This window comes from Pelagibacterium halotolerans, from assembly GCF_044811015.1.
In the GTDB taxonomy this organism is placed as follows: Bacteria; Pseudomonadota; Alphaproteobacteria; order Rhizobiales; family Devosiaceae; genus Pelagibacterium; species Pelagibacterium halotolerans_A.
In genome coordinates, this window is the sequence record NZ_CP085243.1 from 515,745 (window position 1) to 534,481 (window position 18,737).

Here is an 18,737-nt window from a genome sequence, read left to right on the forward strand (position 1 = left end):
CATCGCTTATGCTCGGGAAGGACTAAGATTATGGATCGCATAGCGGCAATCATCGTCGCGGGGGGGATGGGTGCGCGCGCCGCCATACGCGATGACGGTCTGCCCAAGCAGTACCGGCATGTCGCGGGCCGCCCCCTACTGGCACGCACCATTGACACCTTTCTCGCTATGAACCGGGTCACAGCGGTGCTGCCCGTTATCGGCTCCGAACACCGAAGTCTTTATGAGATGCTGGGCCTCTTTCACGACAAGCTTCTTCCGCCCGTTACAGGCGGAAACACCCGGCAATTGTCGGTACTTGCGGGCCTCGAGGCACTGGAAGCCGACGCGCCGGATGTCGTTTTGATTCACGACGCGGCGCGGCCGTTTGTTTCGCATGATGTCGTCGACAATGTCGTTGCCGCACTTGCCGATGCCGAAGGTGCGGTTCCGGTGACCCTCGTTACCGACACCATCAAGCGCTCAATCGACGGCAAGACGGTTGGCGGCACGGAAGACCGTACGCAACTCTTTGCCGCGCAGACTCCGCAGGGTTTCCGCTATCGCGATATCCTCATGGCACACCGGCGCGCCGTCGAAATGAGCGACGGGTTCACCGACGACGCGGCGGTTGCCGAATGGGCCGGGCTGCGTGTCGCGTTGGCTCAGGGTTCGACGCGGAATATCAAGATCACGCTGCCGAGCGATTTCGCGCGGGCCGAGCGGATGATTTCGGGAGACAGGGTTATGGAAACGCGGGTTGGCTCGGGATATGACGTGCACGCGTTCGAGCCGGGAGACGCGGTCATCCTGGGGAATGTCGCGATCCCGCATACCGCAAAGCTGAAGGGCCATTCGGATGCCGACGTCGTCCTCCACGCGCTGTCGGACGCAATCTACGGCGCGCTGGCCGAAGGCGATATCGGCGCGCATTTCCCGCCAAGCGAGGCGCGATGGAAGGGCGCGGATTCCCGGGTTTTCCTGGAGCATGCGGTGGGACGGGTTCTTGCCCGGCACGGGCGCATCCTTCATCTGGACGCGACCATTATCTGTGAGAAGCCTAAAATTGGCCCGCACGTCCCCGGGATCCGCCGCCGGATCGCAGAGATTGCCGGGGTCGACATAGGCCGTGTCGCGGTCAAGGCGACGACGTCCGAGCGTCTCGGTTTTACAGGCCGCGAAGAAGGTATCGCCGCCCAGGCGATTGCGACCATCGAACTGCCAGGAAATCACGCATGAGAATCGAGCCGGTACTTTACGACCTCGCCCAAGCGGTCAACGACAAGCTGCGCGATGCCGGCGCAACGCTGGTGACGGCGGAAAGCTGCACGGGCGGCCTGATTGCTGGTGCAATCACCGCCGTGCCGGGCTCTTCGGATATTCTCTATGGCGGTTTCGTCACCTATTCGAACGCCGCCAAGACAGCAATGATTGGCGTGCCTGAAGATCTGATCGCCCATTACGGCGCGGTTTCCCCCGAAGTCGCCCGCGCGATGGCCGAAGGCGCTCGCCGGACGGCGCAGAGCGATTTCGCGATTGCCGTGACCGGCGTTGCAGGGCCATCGGGCGGAAGCGTCGATAAGCCCGTTGGGCTTGTGCATTTTGGGTTGGCAAGCGCAACAGGGACGGTTCATGTCGAGCGCCGGTTCGGGGATATCGGACGGGATCAGGTGCGCGCGGAAACGGTCGCGACTGCACTTCAGATGATTCTCGACGCGCTATAGGTTGGCGCGGACGAAGGGCGGCGCAGCACGCACCGCCCTTCTTGCTTGGCGTATGTCTCTAGGGTCGGGACTCAATTGAGCCACCAGATGATAGTGGCGGCGATGTAGACGGCGGACAGGAAGGTGTCGGCGCGTTTGTCGTAGCGAGTTGCGATGCGGCGGAAGTCCTTGAGGCGGCAGAACATGCGCTCGATGAGGTTTCGGCTTTTGTAGGCGGTCCGGTCCCATGCATGTGGATGCTTGCGGGTCGGATTTGGCGGGATGACGGCTTGGCAGCCGCGTTCGGCCAGCCAGTCTCTGAGCTTTTTAGCGTCATAGGCGCGGTCGGCTATGAGCTGACGGGGCGTGGGAACGCGCGCCAGAAGCGGGGCTACCCCAACCAGGTCATGGGCTTGGCCGGCTGTCAAAGTGAAGGCGATGGGCCGGCCCGAAGCGTCGCTCAGGGCATGAACTTTGGTCGTCCGTCCGCCGCGCGATCGGCCGATGGCGTGCTCGAAGTCCCCCCTTTTGCCCCGGCTGCCGACCGGTGTGCCTTGACGTGAGTGGAATCGACGGCCGTGGTCGAGATCACGCCGCTGGAGCCACTCAGGGCATAGAAGACATCCTCCCACACACCCTGTTTGCTCCAGCGGTTGAAGCGGTTGTAGATCGTGGTGTAGGGGCCGTATTCCGGTGGGCAATCGCGCCAGCGCGCCCCGGTCTTGAGCATGTGAATGATCCCGGAAATCACCCGCCGGTCGTCGACCCGGCGCGCACCTCGCCGTCCCTGCGGCAAATAGGGCTCAATCCGATCCCACTCCTCTTGGCTCAACCAGAACAGCTGCCTCTTCATCAAAACCTCCGAATATCCGGAAGTCTTGAAGCACGACTATCCTCTCAACGGAATCCCCAATTGAGTACGAACCCTAGTCGAGATTGGCAACGATGCGCTCGAAGGCGGCAATGGTCTCTTCTTCCCGGCCCAGCGGCTCCATCGAGTAGGACAGTTTGACGATGACCGTGTCGCTGTCGGGATCGATGAAGATGTACTGATCATGCAGGCCGATCGCCGCGAAAGCGTTGGAGTCCGGGAGCGTCCACCATTGGTACTGATAGCCGAACGGCGCGCCTTCCGATGTCGGCTCAAAGCCGTCTTCAGGCACCGTCGCTTCCGCGAGCCAGTCGCTGGGAACGATTTGCGTGCCGTTGGCGACGCCGTCGTTGAGGATCATGAGCCCGAACCGCCCATAATCGCGGAGCGTGGCGTTGAAGCCGGCGCCGTAGAACTCGCGGCCGACATCCTCGGGGCCATCCATGATCCAATAGCCGGCCTTCTCCATGCCGGCCGGTTTCCAGATTTTCTCCGACATGTATTCAGCGCCGGTCTTGCCGATGGCGCTCTCAAGGACGCACCCCAGCACGCTCGTGTCGAGCGTTGCGTAGTTGAAAACGCTTCCGGGCTCGGTATCGGGCTCGGATTGATCCGTGGCGTAGTCGCACCAGCGGTAATTATACGCGACGAGTGCATTGTCGTGCACTTGGGTCAGCTGGGTGTCCGACCCGAACTCGTAGCGCTCCTCCCAGGCAACGCCGGAGCGCATCAGCAGGACGTCCCGGATCGAAACCCCATCATAGCCCGACCCTTCAAGCTCGGGCACATATTTCGTGACCGGATCGTCCAGGCTTTCGATATAGCCATCGGCCAGCGCCAGCCCTATGAGGGTCGAGGTGATCGACTTGGCCATGGAAAAGGAGACCAGCCGCGTATCGGGGCCGGCGCCGTTGCGATAGGTTTCATAGACGATCTCACCGTCCTTGATGACCAGAAACGCATTCGTCCGGGTCGCCTCGAGAAACCGGTCGAGAGTGACTTCGCCCTCGTCGTTCAGCGTAAACCTGTTCCCGATATCGCGCGGAGCATACAGCAATGCCCACACATCACCGGACGCTTCGACCTCCCGCGTCGCGAACAGCTTATCCATGTGCTGGAAAGTGAGATAGGTGAGGCCCGGATAGAACATATTCGCCCGGCCCTCGATGAGCGTCGGCGAGGTCCAGTCGACCACCTCGTGATTCTGGGCACTGGCCGACGAAACCGCCGCTGTAAACAGCGCTAACGTTGCGATAATTGTCTTCACGTTTTTCCTCCCAAAAAGTTTTAGCAACAATATTGTTATATATCATAACAATTGGATTGGGAATGCGCCATTCGCTCTATGTCGGCAGTACCGCAAAGGCTGTGCAAGGATGATCGTCGGTTGTGGCGTGGCGCGTCAGCAACAGAGTGGCGGATGCGCTTGGATCAGGACAACCGGCCCGCGACCAGCCGCACCACCTCGGCCTGACGGCGCACGTCCAACTTGGACATCGCGGATTTGAGCTGGTTTCGGACCGTATGGATGCTCACGGCGCGCGCCTCGGCGAGTTGGGCTTGCGTCTTACCCTCGGCGATGCCGATGACGATCTCCAATTCGGCGGCGGTCAGACCGAATCCTTTGGCAAAAGCTTTGGCTTTGGTCGAGGCCTGCATGTTGGGTGCGATCGTTATGAGAAGGCTCCGCCCCAGATATCCAAAGGTCAGCGGGAAAGGCGATACTTGGTGCTGGGCTGGATCGAAGGCGATCGCGCGCACGCCATAGCGCTCCGGACGGCCCATCGGGTCGCGTGCATTCGCGTGGGCGAGGAATGTACCGGAAACCGCGGGGTCACCCGCATTGAGCGCGCGCAGGCAACGTTCGAGTTCTCCATCCGCCCCGCTATCGGAAAACGAAACGCGCCCATCAGGGCCATCACGCAGGACGGACCCCGTGGACAGCATGTCCGCTGCGATGTCGTTGGCATAGAGCACAAAGCGATTGGCGGCTATGAGCAACAAGCCGGCCGCGGCGGTCATTTGTCCTTTCCGCAAAAGGTCGCGTTCGAGGGAATGGCTTGCCAGCACCCGCGCAACCTCGAACGCCTGTTGAAGATGCGGCGTCAGCAAACCAACCGTACTCAGCCATGGGCGTTCGAGCTTTTCCTCATCCTTGAGCCGGATATTGCCGCCGAAGGCGATCATCCGCGTGTCGTCTTTAAAGAGGATCGCGCCACCGCCCGCCGCAACGTCCTCCTGCGGGCGTATCCAGTCATTGTAGAATTCGGACTTGAACAGCTCGGCCTTCGGACACATCCATTCCGATGGAAGAACCACGCCAGGATCGGCTGTCGCAAAGCCGGGCGCCCAAGAGTTCATTTCGCCGTAGTACTGGTTGTAGCTCTCTATATATTCCGGTGCATAGCCCGACGCTGTAAGCCCGAGCGATATACCTGCAGGGATATCGAAACCGAACAAATGCGTGTGAACACCGCCGGTAACGCGCGTTAATTCTTCAAGAAAACTCTGCCATTGGCTTCCGTCGAAGACGGCGCTGTAGATCAGTGCGGTCAGCTTTCCGAAGGTCGCAATGTCAAGTTCGTAATCCGCCATAATCCAGATAGACTATTGAGATAATTAAACTTTAAAGGTGCTGGGCGCTACGACTTGAGGCGCCCGACCACCCGTACGATATCGGCCTGCCTGCGTACGCTCATCTTCGACATGGCGGATTTGAGTTGGTTTCGGACCGTATGAATGCTCACCGACCGCTCATGAGCCAGTTCCGCCTGCGTCTTTCCCTCAGCGATACCAAGGACGATTTTCGTTTCCGCCGCAGTTAGTCCGTGTTCGGTGGCCAATGCCTGCAGATCGCTGGATTCCGGTTCGGCGCGAGTGATCGTTACCAACAGGCTTTGCCCCACATATCCGAGGGTGAGCGGAAAAGGGGATACGTTGTGCATGGTCGGATCGAAGGCTATCGCACGCACGGTGTAGCCGTCCGGATACGCTGCCAAACGCATCGTGCGTGCCGGGAAGGTGGCGGAAACGCCGGGATGTCCCGCACGGAGCTTGCTCAAGCAGTGTTCGAGCATCGCTTCGGCGTGGCTGTCCGCAAACGACATGCGGCCGTTATGGCTATTGCGCAGGACTGAGCCGGATGAAAGCATGCCGGCGGCAACGTCGTTGGCATGCAGCACGAAGCCATTGTCCGCGACCAATAGCAAAGCCGTTTCGCCGCTCATATCTCCTTTATGGAGAAGGTCACGCTCCAGCGATTGACTGGCCAGAACGCGTGCGATCTCAAACGCCTGTTGCAAGTGTGGTGTTAGAAAACTGACGGTCTGCAGCCATGTGCGTTGGAGCTTGTCGGCATCCTTGAGGCGCATATTTCCACCAAAGGCGACCGTACGCTTCTCATCCTTGAAGAGTAGCGCGCCGCCGCCGACTGCAAGGTTTTCCTGGGGGACGACCCAGTCGTTATAAAACTCCGTCCTAAACAGGTCATCGTCGCCGCACATATGCTGCGAAGGTATCGCAACCCCAGGTGCACAATTGGCCCAGCCCGCCGCCCAGGCATTTATTTTTCCGTAATATTCGCGGTAGCTCTCAAGGAAATCCGGATCGTAGCCCGCCGCCAGGTGCCCGAGCGATATGCCTGCAGATATATCGAAACCGACCATATGCGTTCGAACGCCGCCGGTAACGCGTGCCAGTTCTTCAAGAAAACTCTGCCACCGATTTCCGTCGAAGACGGCGCTGTAGATCAGTGCAGTCAGATTTCCGAAGGTCGCAATGTCAAGTTCGCAGTCCCCCATAGTCCAGATAGACTATAGAGAATATTAAAATTTTAAAATAGCCCAAATGGGTCATGCGAACACGACTTCTTGTTGCGCATATTCCTGAGAGGAAATTCAGTTTCCATTCGATTCCAAGCACAACGAAAAATCAACAGGATCGGGGGCGCAAGATGGAGAAAACGCGTAACTTGCTACTTTGGGGGACGGCTGCCGTCTCGGCAGTTCTTGCAGGCTGCACGACTACGGGAACAACCGGCGGGGGCAGTACTTCGAACGCAGTCTATGCCGATGATGCCGGGACCGCGTCAGCGGCGTTGGCCGGGGGCGAGACCTTGATGGCTTACAACGCAAGCATGTCCCGCTCAGCCGTGAAGACAGGCGACGGAAACTGGGTCTGGTTGAGCGACCCTGAAGCGCCGGAAGTCTCGTTTGAGCTGAACGATCAGGGCGGCGTCGATGTGACCATTGACGGGACGACGGTGAGCTTTTCGGCGTCGGACCTGAACGGTGAGTTCGGCTGGCAATCGGGTAACAACGGGATTTACACTTGGAGCGCGGAGTCCGCCCAACAGGCTTTGGACGGTGACGGTTTCGGTGAATATCACCAAGTCTGGTCCTATTTCTGGGACACGGGCGAAGAGACGCTGAACGGATACGCCGTAATCGGCACGGAAACGACATCCGATGCCGTTGCGGCACGGACGGCCTCCGCGACCTACTCGGGATGGGCCGTCGCCGATTCCTACACGGTTGGCTCCGATAGCAATGATCGCACGCGGCTCTCAGGCGATCTCACCCTCGCGGCGGATTTCGATGCGGGAACGATCGGGGGGACGGTTGACGATATATCCGTCAAGGCTCAGTCAGGCGGCTCCTGGGGTGCGGCAACCGCGCTGACGGGCACGATCGCGCTGGAGACCGCGACGATCTCCGGTAACGGTTACACGGGGACATTGACGCCGGATGCGACGTTCTTGACCGAAACGTCTATGTCGGAATTTGACGGTACTTACGGCGGTAAATTCTACGGCCCCGATGCCGAAGAAACCGCCGGAACGATCGGGTTTTCGGGGTCGGATGGTGACGACTTTGTCGGTACCGGCTTCTTCTCGGCAGTGCAGGACTGATCTGTCCGATCCAATGCCTTGGGACTGGCGGCATGCCCGCCAGTCCTCCTCTGCTGCGCGGGGAACAGCATGGTCCACCTTTTCCACCCTATCCGCATCGCTTTTCTGGCGCTGGCGCTCATGGTGTTCGCGTTTCTGCCGTTGGGACAGGCTTTGCCCCAAAGCGGACAAGCCCCGGAGGTCGGTCCGGTGCTGGCCCGGCTTCTTGCCGAAGCGCGCTATGACGATGCGCGCAGTCTCGTCGCCAGCACGCTCGCCGGCCGGCCGGACAGCGCTCTTCACCGCGCGCAACTCGAGGGCGTCATCCGGTTGCGCGAGGGACGCATCGACGATGCCATCGCTGTTTTTCGCGCGCTTCTGGCCGCCGAACCGGATTTCACGCCGGCGCGGGTCGAACTGGCCCGCGCCCTGCGCATGAAGGGCGAAACCGACGCCGCCTACCATCACTTCGAACTTCTGGCCAATAGCGGCGTTCATCCGGCGCTTCGGCAGTTGGCGGTGGACGCGATGGAGGCGATGCGCTCAGACAGGCCCTACGGCGCCTCGGTTCGCTTTGCGCTCGCGCCGTCGACGAATTTCAACAAAGGTAGCGGACAGGAGACCTACGATTTCGGCGATCTTGTCTTCTCCATCGATGACGATTCGCGCGCCAAAAGCGGCCTGGGCGTCGCCCTCGGCGGTACGGCTTTCGGCGCGTACAGGCTCGATGAAAACAACGAGCTGACCGTTTCGTTCGATGGCGACGTGACCAAATATATCGAGAACTCAGATTTCGATCATGCCTTGGTCGGTGCGGAGCTCACCTATACGCACCGGCGCGAAGGGCTGATGGTTGGCCTCGGACCGGTCGCACGATACCAATGGAGCGGCTGGGAACCCTATTTGGCAAGCTATGGCCTCGCGATGCAGGCCGCCAGCCCGATCGGGCCGGGCGATATTGTCAGCGCAAGCTTTGAAGTGCTCGCGCGCGACTTCACCGAGCTCGACTACCGCGATGGCTGGCAAGCCACTGGCACGGTTGGCCTGCAACATCATTTTTCTCCATCCACAAGCCTATCGGTGAGCTTCGGCACGACGCTCGAGCGAACGCAAAGAGCGCATCTCGACCACAACGACGTCGTCTTCGGCGTTGTTCTCCGCAATGAATGGGATGGCGGACTGATCACATCGCTGTCCGGGTCATACGAACACCACGCCTATCTCGGCGACTATCCTGCCGCCGGAGCGCCACGCACCGACCACAAGGTTACGCTAGGGGCTACGGTAGCGCACAGGGCAATCGAAATCGCCGGGTTCACGCCACAGGTCAGCTACCAGTATTCGCGTCAGTTCTCGAATGTGAGCTTTTTCGACTATGACAGCCACGACATCAGGCTGGGGCTGACGCAATATTTCTGACTAGGAAAACCGCCGGGCGGCCTCGCTCACGAACGCGTCGATGATCTCTTCCTGCTTGGCCGCGAAGGCCGGCTCCGCGACCGAGCGGAGCAGCGGATTGGCGATCTTGAAGTCGATATCGAACCGGATATGGCTCCCCTGCCCCTGCGGAGAAAAACGCCAGAGTGAGTCCAGATGGCTGAATGGACCATCGATGGCGCGGGCGCTCAATGTTAGCGCGTCACGGTCGACCACGATGCGGCTGGTGTAGGACTGCGCGATGGGGCCGAAACGGATGTGCATACGCGCCTCGAAGCGGTTGTCGGGTGCGGCCGGGTCGCGCTTGACTTCCATATGTTCGCAATGAGGAATAAAGCGCGGATAAGCCTCGACGTCGGCGACCAGCTCGAGCATGCGCTCGGGCGCGTGCGGCGTTATCCGTTCGAACGTCCGTTGCATCAGGCAACGCCGAGCCTTGAGCGGGATGCGAAAAAGTGGGAACCGGTTTTTCGCAAAAATCTCGCGACAACAAAAACATACATCATGATGGCGATTCGAAGAAAAGCCATCATGATCTTGCCTGCCGTGCAGCGCGCAGCTCTGCAAAATCCTCGCCAGCGTGGTGCGACGAACGCGTCAACGGGCTCGATGAGACGAGCAGGAATCCCTTGGTCTTGGCAATCGTGGCGTAAGACTTGAATTCTTCCGGCGTCACGTACTTTTCGACCTTGTGGTGCTTGCGCGTGGGCTGGAGGTACTGCCCGATGGTGAGGAAATCCACATCCGCCACCCGCAGGTCGTCCATCAATTGCAGCACTTCATTCCGCGTTTCCCCCAGACCGACCATAATACCGGACTTGGTGAACATCTGCGGGTCGATCTCCTTGACCCTCTGCAACAGACGGATCGAATGGAAATAACGCGACCCCGGACGCACCGTGAGGTATTTTGACGGGACGGTTTCGAGGTTGTGATTGAAGACGTCTGGCTTTGCGGCCACGACAATCTCCAGCGCTCCCTCCTTGCGCAGAAAGTCGGGCGTCAGGATCTCAATGGTCGTCCTGGGATTGCGTGCGCGAATCGCGTGGATCACCTCGGCGAAATGCTGGGCACCGCCATCGGGCAGGTCATCGCGGTCGACCGAGGTGATCACCACGTGCTGGAGACCGAGCTTTTCGACGGCCTTGGCGACGTTTTCAGGCTCATTGGGATCGAGCGGTGTCGGCAGGCCCGTGCGCACGTTGCAGAATGCGCAGGCGCGGGTGCAGATTTCGCCCATGATCATCATGGTCGCGTGCTTCTTGCTCCAGCATTCCCCGATATTGGGACAACCGGCTTCCTCGCACACTGTGGCAAGCCCATGCTCACGCACGATGTCCCGGGTCTCGCGATAAACGGGCGAGCCCGGTGCCTTGACCCGGATCCAGTCCGGTTTGCGCAGCATTTCGGTGTCGGGCCGGTGGGCCTTTTCCGGGTGCCGCGGGCGATTTGCTGTCGTATCGAGCAGTGTAACCATGGTGCCTTTCACTCTCCGCATCGCGCCCAAGCGCCAGGCGGATGTGCCGTCAGGTGATGATACGGGCGATGACGATCACGATGATCGCACCAACCGTCGAGGTGACGATCTGACTGATGACGGGATTGCCCAGCTTGAGATCGATCTTGAGCGCGGAAAACAGATACCCGCCGACGAACGAGCCCAGGACACCGGCGATGAGGTAGGCAATCAATCCACCGCTGCCGCCGACCACAAGACTGGCGAGAAAGCCGGCAGCCACGCCGACAAGCAGAAATACGATCAACGATTTAGCGTCCATTACGACCGTCCTTTTTTGTGCGCGGCGCGTCCGGTCAATATCGGCGCTCGCGCGATTGCGTTCAAGCCATTAGGTCCGCGATCTCGACCCATTGACCGTGTTGTGCCGCCGACCGGATCGTCGCCTCGACGAGCGCGAAGCTCAGGAGATTGTCTTGGCCCGAGCTGAAATAGGCCGGCGTCTTGCCAGTCTCGATAGCCATGGCTATGGCGTTGAGCGTTCCTGCCCGGTCGGCATGATCGAGTTCGGGCAATGCAAGCTCCTCGGTTTCTCCGGTGAGATCGCGCGTGCGGACAATATCGGGCAGGTTCCCGGTCGCGCGATGATCGCGCGAGCGCCACCAGATCTCACCCTTTGAGCAGTCCATCGACCATTCTCCCGACCATGCCGTGTCCTGTGCGCCGCTCATCCATGAGCCGCGATAGCTCACCACCGTACCCTTTTCGAACTCAAGGGTCGCGACGCCGATCGGGTGATGGACGAACTGGCTGTCGGTCGTGTTCCATGTCCGGCAAGAGACGCGCTTGGGGTTGTCGCCCAGCACCATCCGCATCAGATCGAAATGATGGATCGCCATGTCCGCGAGGAGCGGGTCGGGCATATCCCAATAGCGGTAGCCGACGGAAGGAGCGTGCTTGCGGAAATCGATCGAGACCAGACTCACATCGCCCAAAGCCTTCTTGGCGACCATCTCGGCCACCTTGCGCGGCGCGGGATTGTGCCGGTAGTTCTGGCTGACCATCAGGAAGCGTCCAGCCTTCTCCGCCTTGGCGACCAACGCGCGGGCCTCGGCGAGATCGGAGGCGAAGGGCTTTTCGACGAGGACGTGGAAGCCCATGTCGAGCGCCTGGCTGACAACCGGATAATGCGCCTCGGTCCGCAGCGTTGCGAGGACGAGGTCGGCGTCGACCTTCGCCGCCGCTTCCTCGAGGCTCACAAAGCACAGGTCCGGTGCAACACCGAGTTCTGCCCGTACGCGCGCGATGGCTTCAGGACTGGGGTCGACATAGGCGGCCGGTGTCACGCGCCCCACCGTGGGCACGATCTCCTTGGCCCAGGAAAAGCCCCATCCGCCAAGTCCGACCTGAATTGCCCTGACCATACCGCCTGCGCCTCCGCGCTAGATGTTGAGCGCCTGCCCATAAGCGTCGAGCACGCTCTCCTTCATCGTTTCCGATAGAGTTGGATGCGGGAAGATCGTGTGCATCAAGTCTTCCTCGGTCGTCTCCAGGTTCATCGCTACGACAAACCCCTGGATCAACTCCGTCACTTCCGCGCCAACCATGTGTGCGCCCAGAAGCTCGCCAGTCTTGGCGTCGAAAACGGTCTTGACCAGGCCGTCCGGTTCTCCCAGCGCAATGGCCTTGCCGTTGCCGACAAACGGGAAGCGCCCGACTTTGACCTCACGCCCGGCTTCCTTGGCCTTTGCCTCGGTCAGCCCCACGCTCGCGACCTGCGGCTCGCAATAGGTGCAGCCGGGGATCTTGTTCTTTTCAAGCCCGTGGACTTTCTTGCCCGCGATCGTTTCGACCGCGATCACGGCCTCATGCTCCGCCTTGTGCGCAAGCATCGGCGGGCCGGCGACGTCGCCGATGGCCCAGATGCCCTCGACATTGGTGCGGCAATGATCGTCGACAACAATGATGCCTCGGTCGATCTTGACCCCGATCTTCTCGAGCCCGAGATTTTCCGAATTCGCCTGCACGCCGACGGCCGAGATCAGCTTTTCGGCCTTGATCTCTTTCTTCTCGCCATTCTTAAGCTCGACATGGGCTGTGACGCCGTCTTTGGTCTTGTCGACCTTCCCAACCTTGGCGTCCGTCAAAATGGTGATGCCGCGCTTTTCGAAACGCTTACGGGCGAGCCCGGCGATTTCGGCGTCCTCGACCGGCATGATCTGCGGCAGAAGTTCGATCACCGTCACCTCGGCGCCCATGGAGCGATAGAAGGAGGCGAACTCGATACCGATGGCGCCCGAGCCCATGACGGCCACGGATTTCGGCATCTTTTCAGGCTTCAATGCCTCGAAATAGGTCCAGATCTTGTCCCCGTCGGGCTCGATCCCTGGCAGAACGCGCGGACGCGCGCCGGTGGCGATGATTATGTTCTTGGCCTTATAAGTCCCTTCCCCGAGCGTCACTTTGGGCTTGGGATGCTGGGGTTCGACGGGTTTTTTCTTGGGCGCCTCGACCTTGACCTCACCGGCCTTGGTAATTGTCGCCTCGCCCCAGATGATGTCGACCTTGTTCTTTTTCATCAGGAACTGGCAGCCATCGTTCATCCGGCCCGCGATCTGGCGCGAGCGCTTGACGATTTCGGAGATGTCGAAGTCGAACCTGTCGGCCTTGAGCCCATAGTCCTTGGCGTGGCCCATATGGCCGTAGATTTCGGCCGAGCGCAGCAGCGCTTTGGTGGGGATGCAGCCCCAGTTCGAGCAGATTCCGGCCATGTGCTCGCGCTCGACGACCGCCGCTTTCATCCCGAGCTGAGACGCGCGAATAGCCGCGATATAACCGCCCGGACCGCCGCCGATCACGATGACATCGTATTGATCTGCCATACGAGAAACCTCTTTAGTGTTGGCGCGGCCTAAAGGCCGAGCAATTTCGAGACGACCGGCGCCAGTGCGTCGCCGATGGCACGTGTGTTCGCTGCGTCGAGATGGACACCGTCGAGCGGCGAAGCCTTGGCGACGGTGGCTGCGTCGAAGAAGGTGCAGCCGATGTCGTTGGCGACCCGCGCGTAATGACCCGCGAACAGGCGGCTTTCAGTGATGCCGGTTTCGAACATGGGCGAAAGGTCGGCATGCCCGGTTTCGATGCAATGCGGCGGCGCGACGAGGACGACCTCGGGCACAGGCGCCGTGGCGTCGTAGGGATGTGTTTTCACGATCTCCGCCAACCGTTTGATGCCCATCGCCGCCCCCAGCGCCGACCCGCAAATATAGGATTTGAGATCGTTGGTGCCGAGCATGATGACGACGCAATCAATCGGCTGGTGGCTCGAAAGCAGCATCGGCAGCGTTTTGGCGCCATTGCGCTCGGCAACCGACGAGAAATCGTCAAAAACCGTCGTCCGCCCCCCCAGCCCCTCGGCGATCACCCGCGCCTTGCCGCCAAGGCCCGCTTCGAGCCGGGTTGGCCAGCGGTCCTCAAGGGCATGGCGCGGGCCACCGGCGGGATCAGCGCCAAAGGTCAGGCTGTCGCCGTAAGCGAGGATGGTTTTCATCGCGGCCTGCCCCTTACGCCAGCATCATCGCCGGGGTTTCGATCAACTGCTTGAAGACCCCGAGGACTTCGGCCCCGAGCGCGCCGTCCACCGAGCGGTGATCGCACGAGAGCGTTACGGTCATGAAATTGCCGGTCTTGATCTCGCCCTTTTCGACATAGACGCGCTCTTCGCCCGCGCCGACCGCGAGGATCGTTCCATGCGGCGGGTTGATGACCGCCGAGAAGTTCGAGACGCCATACATGCCGAGGTTCGAAACCGCCGTCGCGCCGCCCTGATATTCATGCGGGGCGAGTTTTTTGGACCGGGCACGGGTCGCCAGGTCCTTCACTTCGGCGGAAATCTCCCGCAACGTCTTGGTGTCGCACGATTTCACCACGGGCGTGAAGAGCCCGCCGGGGATGGCCACGGCGACAGCGACGTCCGAGCGCTTGTGGTAGAGGATCGAATCCCCGGCCCATGTCGCATTCGCCTGCGGCACGCGCTGAAGCGCGACGGCCCAGGCCTTCATGATGAAGTCGTTGACCGAAAGCTTGTATTCGGGCTTGCCGTCCTTATCCTTCTTGGCCGCTGCGTTGATATCGGCGCGGGCCTTCAAAAGCGCGTCGATCCGGACGTCCATGTTGAGATAGAAGTGCGGAACGGTCTGCTTGGCCTCGGTTAGCCGCGCGGCAATCGTCTTGCGCATGCCGTCGGCGGGGACGAGTTCGTAAGTGCCTTCCTCATAAAGCGAGAGCACCTGCTGCTTGCCCATGCCTGTAGCCATCGGCGCGGCGGCAGCCGGAGCGCCGGCAGGTGCCTTGCCCGGAACGCCCTCTTTCTTGGCCTTCTCGATATCCGCCTTGACGATGCGGCCCTTGGGACCAGAGCCCGAAAGCGCGGCGAGATCGATCCCCGCATCCTTGGCCAGGCGCCGCGCGAGCGGCGAAGCGAAAATGCGCTCGCCACCGCTTGTGGTCGGCACAGGGCCAGCGCCCGTCGCGGGAGCGCTACCCTTGGCCACTTCGGGCGTGGCGCCAGCAGGCGCTGCCTTTGCCGCGTCCTTGGCCTCGCCATTGGATTTGGCTTCCGGCTCGGGCGCCTTTTCAGTCTTGGGAGCTTCGGGCGCCGCCTTGATATCCTCGGCGCTCTCGCCCTCTTCGAGCAGCACGGCGATCACCGCGTTGACCTTGACGTTCTCGGAGCCCTCGTCGACGAGAATTTTGCCGATCGTGCCCTCGTCGACGGCTTCGACTTCCATCGTCGCCTTGTCGGTCTCGATCTCGGCGATCACGTCCCCGGAGGAAACGCTATCGCCCTCCTTGACGTGCCACTTGGCCAGCGTGCCCTCCTCCATCGTCGGCGACAGGGCGGGCATTGTGATGTTGATGGGCATCCTATGGCCTCCCCTTAGCTGCGATAGGTGACGGCATTCACCGCCGCGATGACTTCGTCGACATTGGGCAGCGCGAGCTTCTCAAGATTGGCCGCGTAAGGCAGCGGCACGTCCTTGGCCGTCACGCGGGTGACCGGTGCGTCGAGATAATCGAAGCCCTGCTCCATCAGCCGTGCGGCAATCTCCGAGCCGACCGAACCCTGCGGCCAGCCTTCCTCGACGGTCACGCAGCGCCCGGTCTTCTTGACGCTTTCGAGTACGGTATCGAAATCCATCGGACGGATGGTCCGCAGGTCGATGAGTTCCACGTCGACCCCGGCTTCGACCAGCTTTTCGGTCGCCTGGGTCGCATAGCGCATGCCCATCGAGAACGAGACGATGGTAACGTCCTTGCCCTCGCGCGCAATCCGCGCTTTGCCAATGGGCAGGACGAAATCGTCCATCTTGGGGACCGGGCCGGTCGAACCGTAGAGAATCTCGTTTTCAAGGAAGACCACCGGATTGGGGTTCCGGATCGCTGCCTTCAAAAGCCCCTTGGCGTCCGCCGCCGAATAGGGTGCGATGACGATGAGGCCGGGCACATGGGAATACCACGCGGTATAGTCCTGGCTATGTTGCGCACCCACGCGCGCCGCCGGACCGTTGGGGCCACGGAACACCATCGGCGCCTTGATCTGTCCACCGGACATATAGAGCTGCTTGGCTGCCGAGTTGATGATCTGGTCGATGGCCTGCATGCTGAAGTTCCACGTCATGAACTCGACGATGGGCTTCAGCCCCGCAAACGCGGCGCCGACGCCGAGACCGGCAAATCCGTGCTCGGTGATCGGCGTATCGATGACCCGCTTGCCGCCGAATTCCTGCAAGAGGCCCTGGGTAACCTTATAGGCGCCCTGATATTCGGCCACTTCCTCGCCCATGACGAAAACGTCCGGGTCGCGCCGCATTTCCTCGGCCATGGCATCGCGCAGCGCTTCACGCACCGTGGTCTCGACCATTTCAACGTCGTCGGGCAGATCGGGGTCGGCAGCGGGCTTGAACTCGGGCGCCTTTGGTGCGGCATCGGCTTTCGCGGACACCTGAGGCTGGCTCGTTCCCTCCTCGGCGGCGTCCGGACCAGGCTTTTCGCTTTCCTTGGGCGTCTCGGCAGCCTTCTCGGCAATATCGCCGGCGCTCTCGCCTTCACCGAGCAGCGTCGCGATCGGGGTATTGACCTTCACCCCTTCGGTACCCTCGGCAATATGGATCTTGCCGATCGTACCCTCGTCGACGGCTTCGACTTCCATCGTCGCCTTGTCGGTTTCGATTTCGGCAATAACGTCACCGGGCGCGACGCTGTCACCTTCTTTCACGACCCATTTGGCCAGCTTGCCCTCTTCCATCGTGGGCGACAGGGCGGGCATGAGAATATCGGTTGGCATGAAACAGTCTCTCTTGAAAAGCGGTCAGGCGACCGTTTCGGATCAGGCGCTGATGGTCACGTCGGTATAAAGTTCGGACGCGTCCGGCTCGGGATCGTCGGTCGCGAAATCCGCCGCCGCTGTGACGATGGCGCGGATATCCTTTTCGATCTCCTTGAGCTCATCCTCGGTGGCATGACCGCCCTCGAGAAGGCGCTTCCTGACCTGTTCGATCGGGTCGCGTTCGGAACGCATGGTGGTGACTTCTTCCTTGGAGCGGTATTTCGCCGGGTCGGACATCGAATGCCCGCGATAGCGGTACGTCAGCATCTCGAGGATATAGGGCCCCTTGCCCGAACGGGCGTGCGCGATTGCGCGCTCGGCGGCTTCCTTGACCATGCGGACGTCCATACCGTCCACCTGCTCACCGGGAATGCCGAAGGACACGCCGCGTTGAGAGAGGTCGGTCGTCGAGGCCGAGCGCTCGATCGACGTGCCCATGGCGTATTTGTTGTTTTCGATCACATAGATCACCGGCAGGTCCCAGAGCTTGGCCATGTTGAAGCTCTCGTAGACCTGGCCCTGATTGGCCGCGCCGTCGCCGAAATAGGTGATCGAGACGTTGTCTTCCTCGCGGTACTTGATCGCGAACGCAATGCCGGTCCCCAGGCTCACCTGCGCGCCGACGATGCCGTTGCCGCCGTAAAAGCGCTTGTCGGTCGAAAACATGTGCATCGAGCCGCCCTTGCCTTTTGACAGGCCGCCCGAGCGCCCGGTCAGTTCGGCCATGATACCATTGGGGTCCATGCCAACGGCAAGCATATGGCCGTGATCGCGGTAGCCGGTGATCGAGGAATCGCTATCCTTGGCGGCCATCTGGATGCCGGTAACGACAGCTTCCTGGCCGATGTAGAGGTGGCAGAAGCCCCCGATCAGCCCCATGCCGTACATCTGGCCCGCCTTTTCTTCAAAGCGGCGGATCAGAAGCATCTCACGAAACGCGTGAAGCTCTTGTTCCTTGGTAAATTCGGGGGCGTTGGATTTAGGCTTGGCCTTGGTGGCCGTCGCTTTGCGCGCCATGCGGGACGTCTCCAAAAATGGTGGACCCAGGCCACGCGAAAAGGACGCCGCGCGGCCGCAGAATGCTTCTTACACAATATCGCCGCGTCGGTCACTGGGAAAGCGCCGTAACATATGTTATTCTCGTTTTATGTGTTTGAAAACACACTAGTAATTCCAATTAACCGGATTCTGGATAAAAAAACAAATAAATCTAAATCCAGTTAATCTTTCTCATCAGGAACGATGATGATATCGTCCGGATGAACGAGTCCGAGCAGCTCCCGGGAGCGTTCGGTGATGATATCAGGGTCGAGCCTTTGCGGCTCGAAAAGTGCGATGCGGTGCCGATACGCTTCGATCTCGGTTTCAAGGGAAGCCCTGCGCGCCTTGAGGACCTCGATCTCGGCAAGCATATCCTTCTGGCTTTCCAGCCCGAATGCGCCGGTCAGCAAATGGTAGCCCAGGTAGCCCTGAAACGCCACCAGCCCTGCGGTGATGGAGAGTTTCAGAAGGATAGATGGGCGTTTGACGCGCGTAGGCATGCTGAAGCGGAACTCGAAACGGGATGCTATCGTCCCTTATGACTCGATTAGCCTTAAGGACTGGTTTCGCATCTCCGCAATTGCGTCAGGCGGCTCTCAGCGTATCGCCGAACTCTTCGAGCGTGGCCACAAAGCGAATGTGACGGCCCGTATTGCATTCGTAGACGAAGTCCCGAAGCGCCTTGCTTTCGGCCAGGTGATCGGAGATATCGCCAATAATGGCCGCTTTGATGTTGTAGTTCATCAGCTTTTGAAAAAAGCCGCCGGCCTGTTGCGTGCTGAGGATGAAAAACTCGCGCGCAAGCCGCGTCGCGGGGATGGCAACCCAGTCGGCGCCGGTTCCGTAGGTCTCGCCGATCACCTTGAGCGCGTCCTCTTCCCCGGCGAGCATCGCGCCTTCCCGGTCAAGCTCTACGACGACTAAAGGGCCGAAAGTATGAACCTGCATGACGCCCTCCCAAACGGCACTGGGCA

At 60.6% G+C, this 18,737-nt stretch carries 18 protein-coding genes and 1 pseudogene; 4 read left to right on the plus strand and 15 right to left on the minus strand.

Annotation, left to right across the window (positions count from 1 at the left end; all coding sequences use genetic code 11):
- The first annotated feature begins 30 nt into the window (after nt 1-30).
- Both LG281_RS02540 and LG281_RS02545 read left to right on the plus strand, forming a co-directional pair.
- Nucleotides 31-1,218 carry a bifunctional 2-C-methyl-D-erythritol 4-phosphate cytidylyltransferase/2-C-methyl-D-erythritol 2,4-cyclodiphosphate synthase gene (locus tag LG281_RS02540; RefSeq protein WP_404404054.1) on the plus strand — a complete coding sequence of 396 codons (1,188 nt, stop codon included), beginning with the start codon at nt 31-33 and terminating at the stop codon, nt 1,216-1,218.
- On the plus strand, nt 1,215-1,703 hold the full coding sequence (locus LG281_RS02545) for a CinA family protein (RefSeq protein WP_404404056.1): 489 nt from the start codon (nt 1,215-1,217) through the stop codon (nt 1,701-1,703). Before LG281_RS02540 ends, LG281_RS02545 begins: the two co-directional genes overlap by 4 nt.
- Before the next feature lie 71 nt (nt 1,704-1,774).
- On the opposite strand, the pseudogene LG281_RS02550 reads toward LG281_RS02545, so the two are convergent.
- From LG281_RS02550 to LG281_RS02565, 4 genes and pseudogenes are all read right to left on the minus strand, one after another.
- Nucleotides 1,775-2,535, minus strand: a pseudogene (locus LG281_RS02550) (IS5 family transposase).
- 73 nt (nt 2,536-2,608) lie between these two features.
- Nucleotides 2,609-3,820 carry a serine hydrolase domain-containing protein gene (locus LG281_RS02555; RefSeq protein WP_404404058.1) on the minus strand — a complete coding sequence of 404 codons (1,212 nt, stop codon included), beginning with the start codon at nt 3,818-3,820 and terminating at the stop codon, nt 2,609-2,611.
- Nucleotides 3,821-3,984: 164 nt separating this feature from the next.
- On the minus strand, nt 3,985-5,148 hold the full coding sequence (locus LG281_RS02560; RefSeq protein ID WP_404404060.1) for a helix-turn-helix transcriptional regulator: 1,164 nt from the start codon (nt 5,146-5,148) through the stop codon (nt 3,985-3,987).
- A 47-nt stretch (nt 5,149-5,195) separates the two neighbouring features.
- Nucleotides 5,196-6,056 carry a helix-turn-helix transcriptional regulator gene (locus LG281_RS02565; protein ID WP_404404062.1) on the minus strand — a complete coding sequence of 287 codons (861 nt, stop codon included), beginning with the start codon at nt 6,054-6,056 and terminating at the stop codon, nt 5,196-5,198.
- Between the two features lie 449 nt (nt 6,057-6,505).
- On the opposite strand from LG281_RS02565, the gene LG281_RS02570 reads away from it, so the two are divergent.
- Both LG281_RS02570 and LG281_RS02575 read left to right on the plus strand, forming a co-directional pair.
- Nucleotides 6,506-7,462 (plus strand): transferrin-binding protein-like solute binding protein, encoded by a 957-nt coding sequence (locus tag LG281_RS02570; RefSeq protein ID WP_404404064.1) that lies wholly within the window; start codon nt 6,506-6,508, stop codon nt 7,460-7,462.
- A 69-nt stretch (nt 7,463-7,531) separates the two neighbouring features.
- Entirely contained in the window at nt 7,532-8,860 is a 1,329-nt protein-coding gene (locus tag LG281_RS02575) for a surface lipoprotein assembly modifier (protein ID WP_404404066.1), read from the plus strand.
- On the opposite strand, the gene LG281_RS02580 is transcribed toward LG281_RS02575, so the two are convergent.
- The 11 genes from LG281_RS02580 to LG281_RS02630 all read right to left on the minus strand — a co-directional run bounded on the left by LG281_RS02580 (nt 8,861) and on the right by LG281_RS02630 (nt 18,711).
- Nucleotides 8,861-9,298 carry a type II toxin-antitoxin system RatA family toxin gene (locus LG281_RS02580; RefSeq protein ID WP_404404068.1) on the minus strand — a complete coding sequence of 146 codons (438 nt, stop codon included), beginning with the start codon at nt 9,296-9,298 and terminating at the stop codon, nt 8,861-8,863. It lies immediately after the preceding gene.
- A 109-nt stretch (nt 9,299-9,407) separates the two neighbouring features.
- Nucleotides 9,408-10,355 (minus strand): lipoyl synthase, encoded by a 948-nt coding sequence (gene lipA, locus LG281_RS02585; RefSeq protein WP_404404070.1) that lies wholly within the window; start codon nt 10,353-10,355, stop codon nt 9,408-9,410.
- A gap of 49 nt (nt 10,356-10,404) precedes the next feature.
- Entirely contained in the window at nt 10,405-10,656 is a 252-nt protein-coding gene (locus LG281_RS02590) for a GlsB/YeaQ/YmgE family stress response membrane protein (RefSeq protein WP_404404072.1), read from the minus strand.
- 61 nt (nt 10,657-10,717) lie between these two features.
- Nucleotides 10,718-11,758: a Gfo/Idh/MocA family protein gene (locus LG281_RS02595; protein WP_404404074.1), complete on the minus strand. Its 1,041-nt coding sequence runs from the start codon at nt 11,756-11,758 to the stop codon at nt 10,718-10,720.
- An 18-nt stretch (nt 11,759-11,776) separates the two neighbouring features.
- Nucleotides 11,777-13,216 (minus strand): dihydrolipoyl dehydrogenase, encoded by a 1,440-nt coding sequence (lpdA, locus tag LG281_RS02600; RefSeq protein ID WP_404404076.1) that lies wholly within the window; start codon nt 13,214-13,216, stop codon nt 11,777-11,779.
- Between the two features lie 29 nt (nt 13,217-13,245).
- Complete coding sequence (locus LG281_RS02605; protein ID WP_404404078.1) at nt 13,246-13,884, minus strand: SGNH/GDSL hydrolase family protein; 639 nt, start codon at nt 13,882-13,884, stop codon at nt 13,246-13,248.
- Nucleotides 13,885-13,897: 13 nt separating this feature from the next.
- Nucleotides 13,898-15,259 (minus strand): pyruvate dehydrogenase complex dihydrolipoamide acetyltransferase, encoded by a 1,362-nt coding sequence (locus LG281_RS02610; protein ID WP_404404080.1) that lies wholly within the window; start codon nt 15,257-15,259, stop codon nt 13,898-13,900.
- Between the two features lie 14 nt (nt 15,260-15,273).
- On the minus strand, nt 15,274-16,680 hold the full coding sequence (locus LG281_RS02615) for a pyruvate dehydrogenase complex E1 component subunit beta (protein WP_404404082.1): 1,407 nt from the start codon (nt 16,678-16,680) through the stop codon (nt 15,274-15,276).
- Nucleotides 16,681-16,722: 42 nt separating this feature from the next.
- A complete protein-coding gene (gene pdhA / locus LG281_RS02620) occupies nt 16,723-17,739 on the minus strand; it encodes a pyruvate dehydrogenase (acetyl-transferring) E1 component subunit alpha (protein ID WP_404404084.1) in 1,017 nt (338 codons plus the stop codon).
- 203 nt (nt 17,740-17,942) lie between these two features.
- Nucleotides 17,943-18,263: a septum formation initiator family protein gene (locus LG281_RS02625; RefSeq protein WP_404404086.1), complete on the minus strand. Its 321-nt coding sequence runs from the start codon at nt 18,261-18,263 to the stop codon at nt 17,943-17,945.
- An 85-nt stretch (nt 18,264-18,348) separates the two neighbouring features.
- Nucleotides 18,349-18,711, minus strand: a complete 363-nt coding sequence (locus LG281_RS02630) for a DUF4180 domain-containing protein (protein WP_404404088.1) — start codon at nt 18,709-18,711, stop codon at nt 18,349-18,351.
- Nucleotides 18,712-18,737 lie beyond the last annotated feature (26 nt).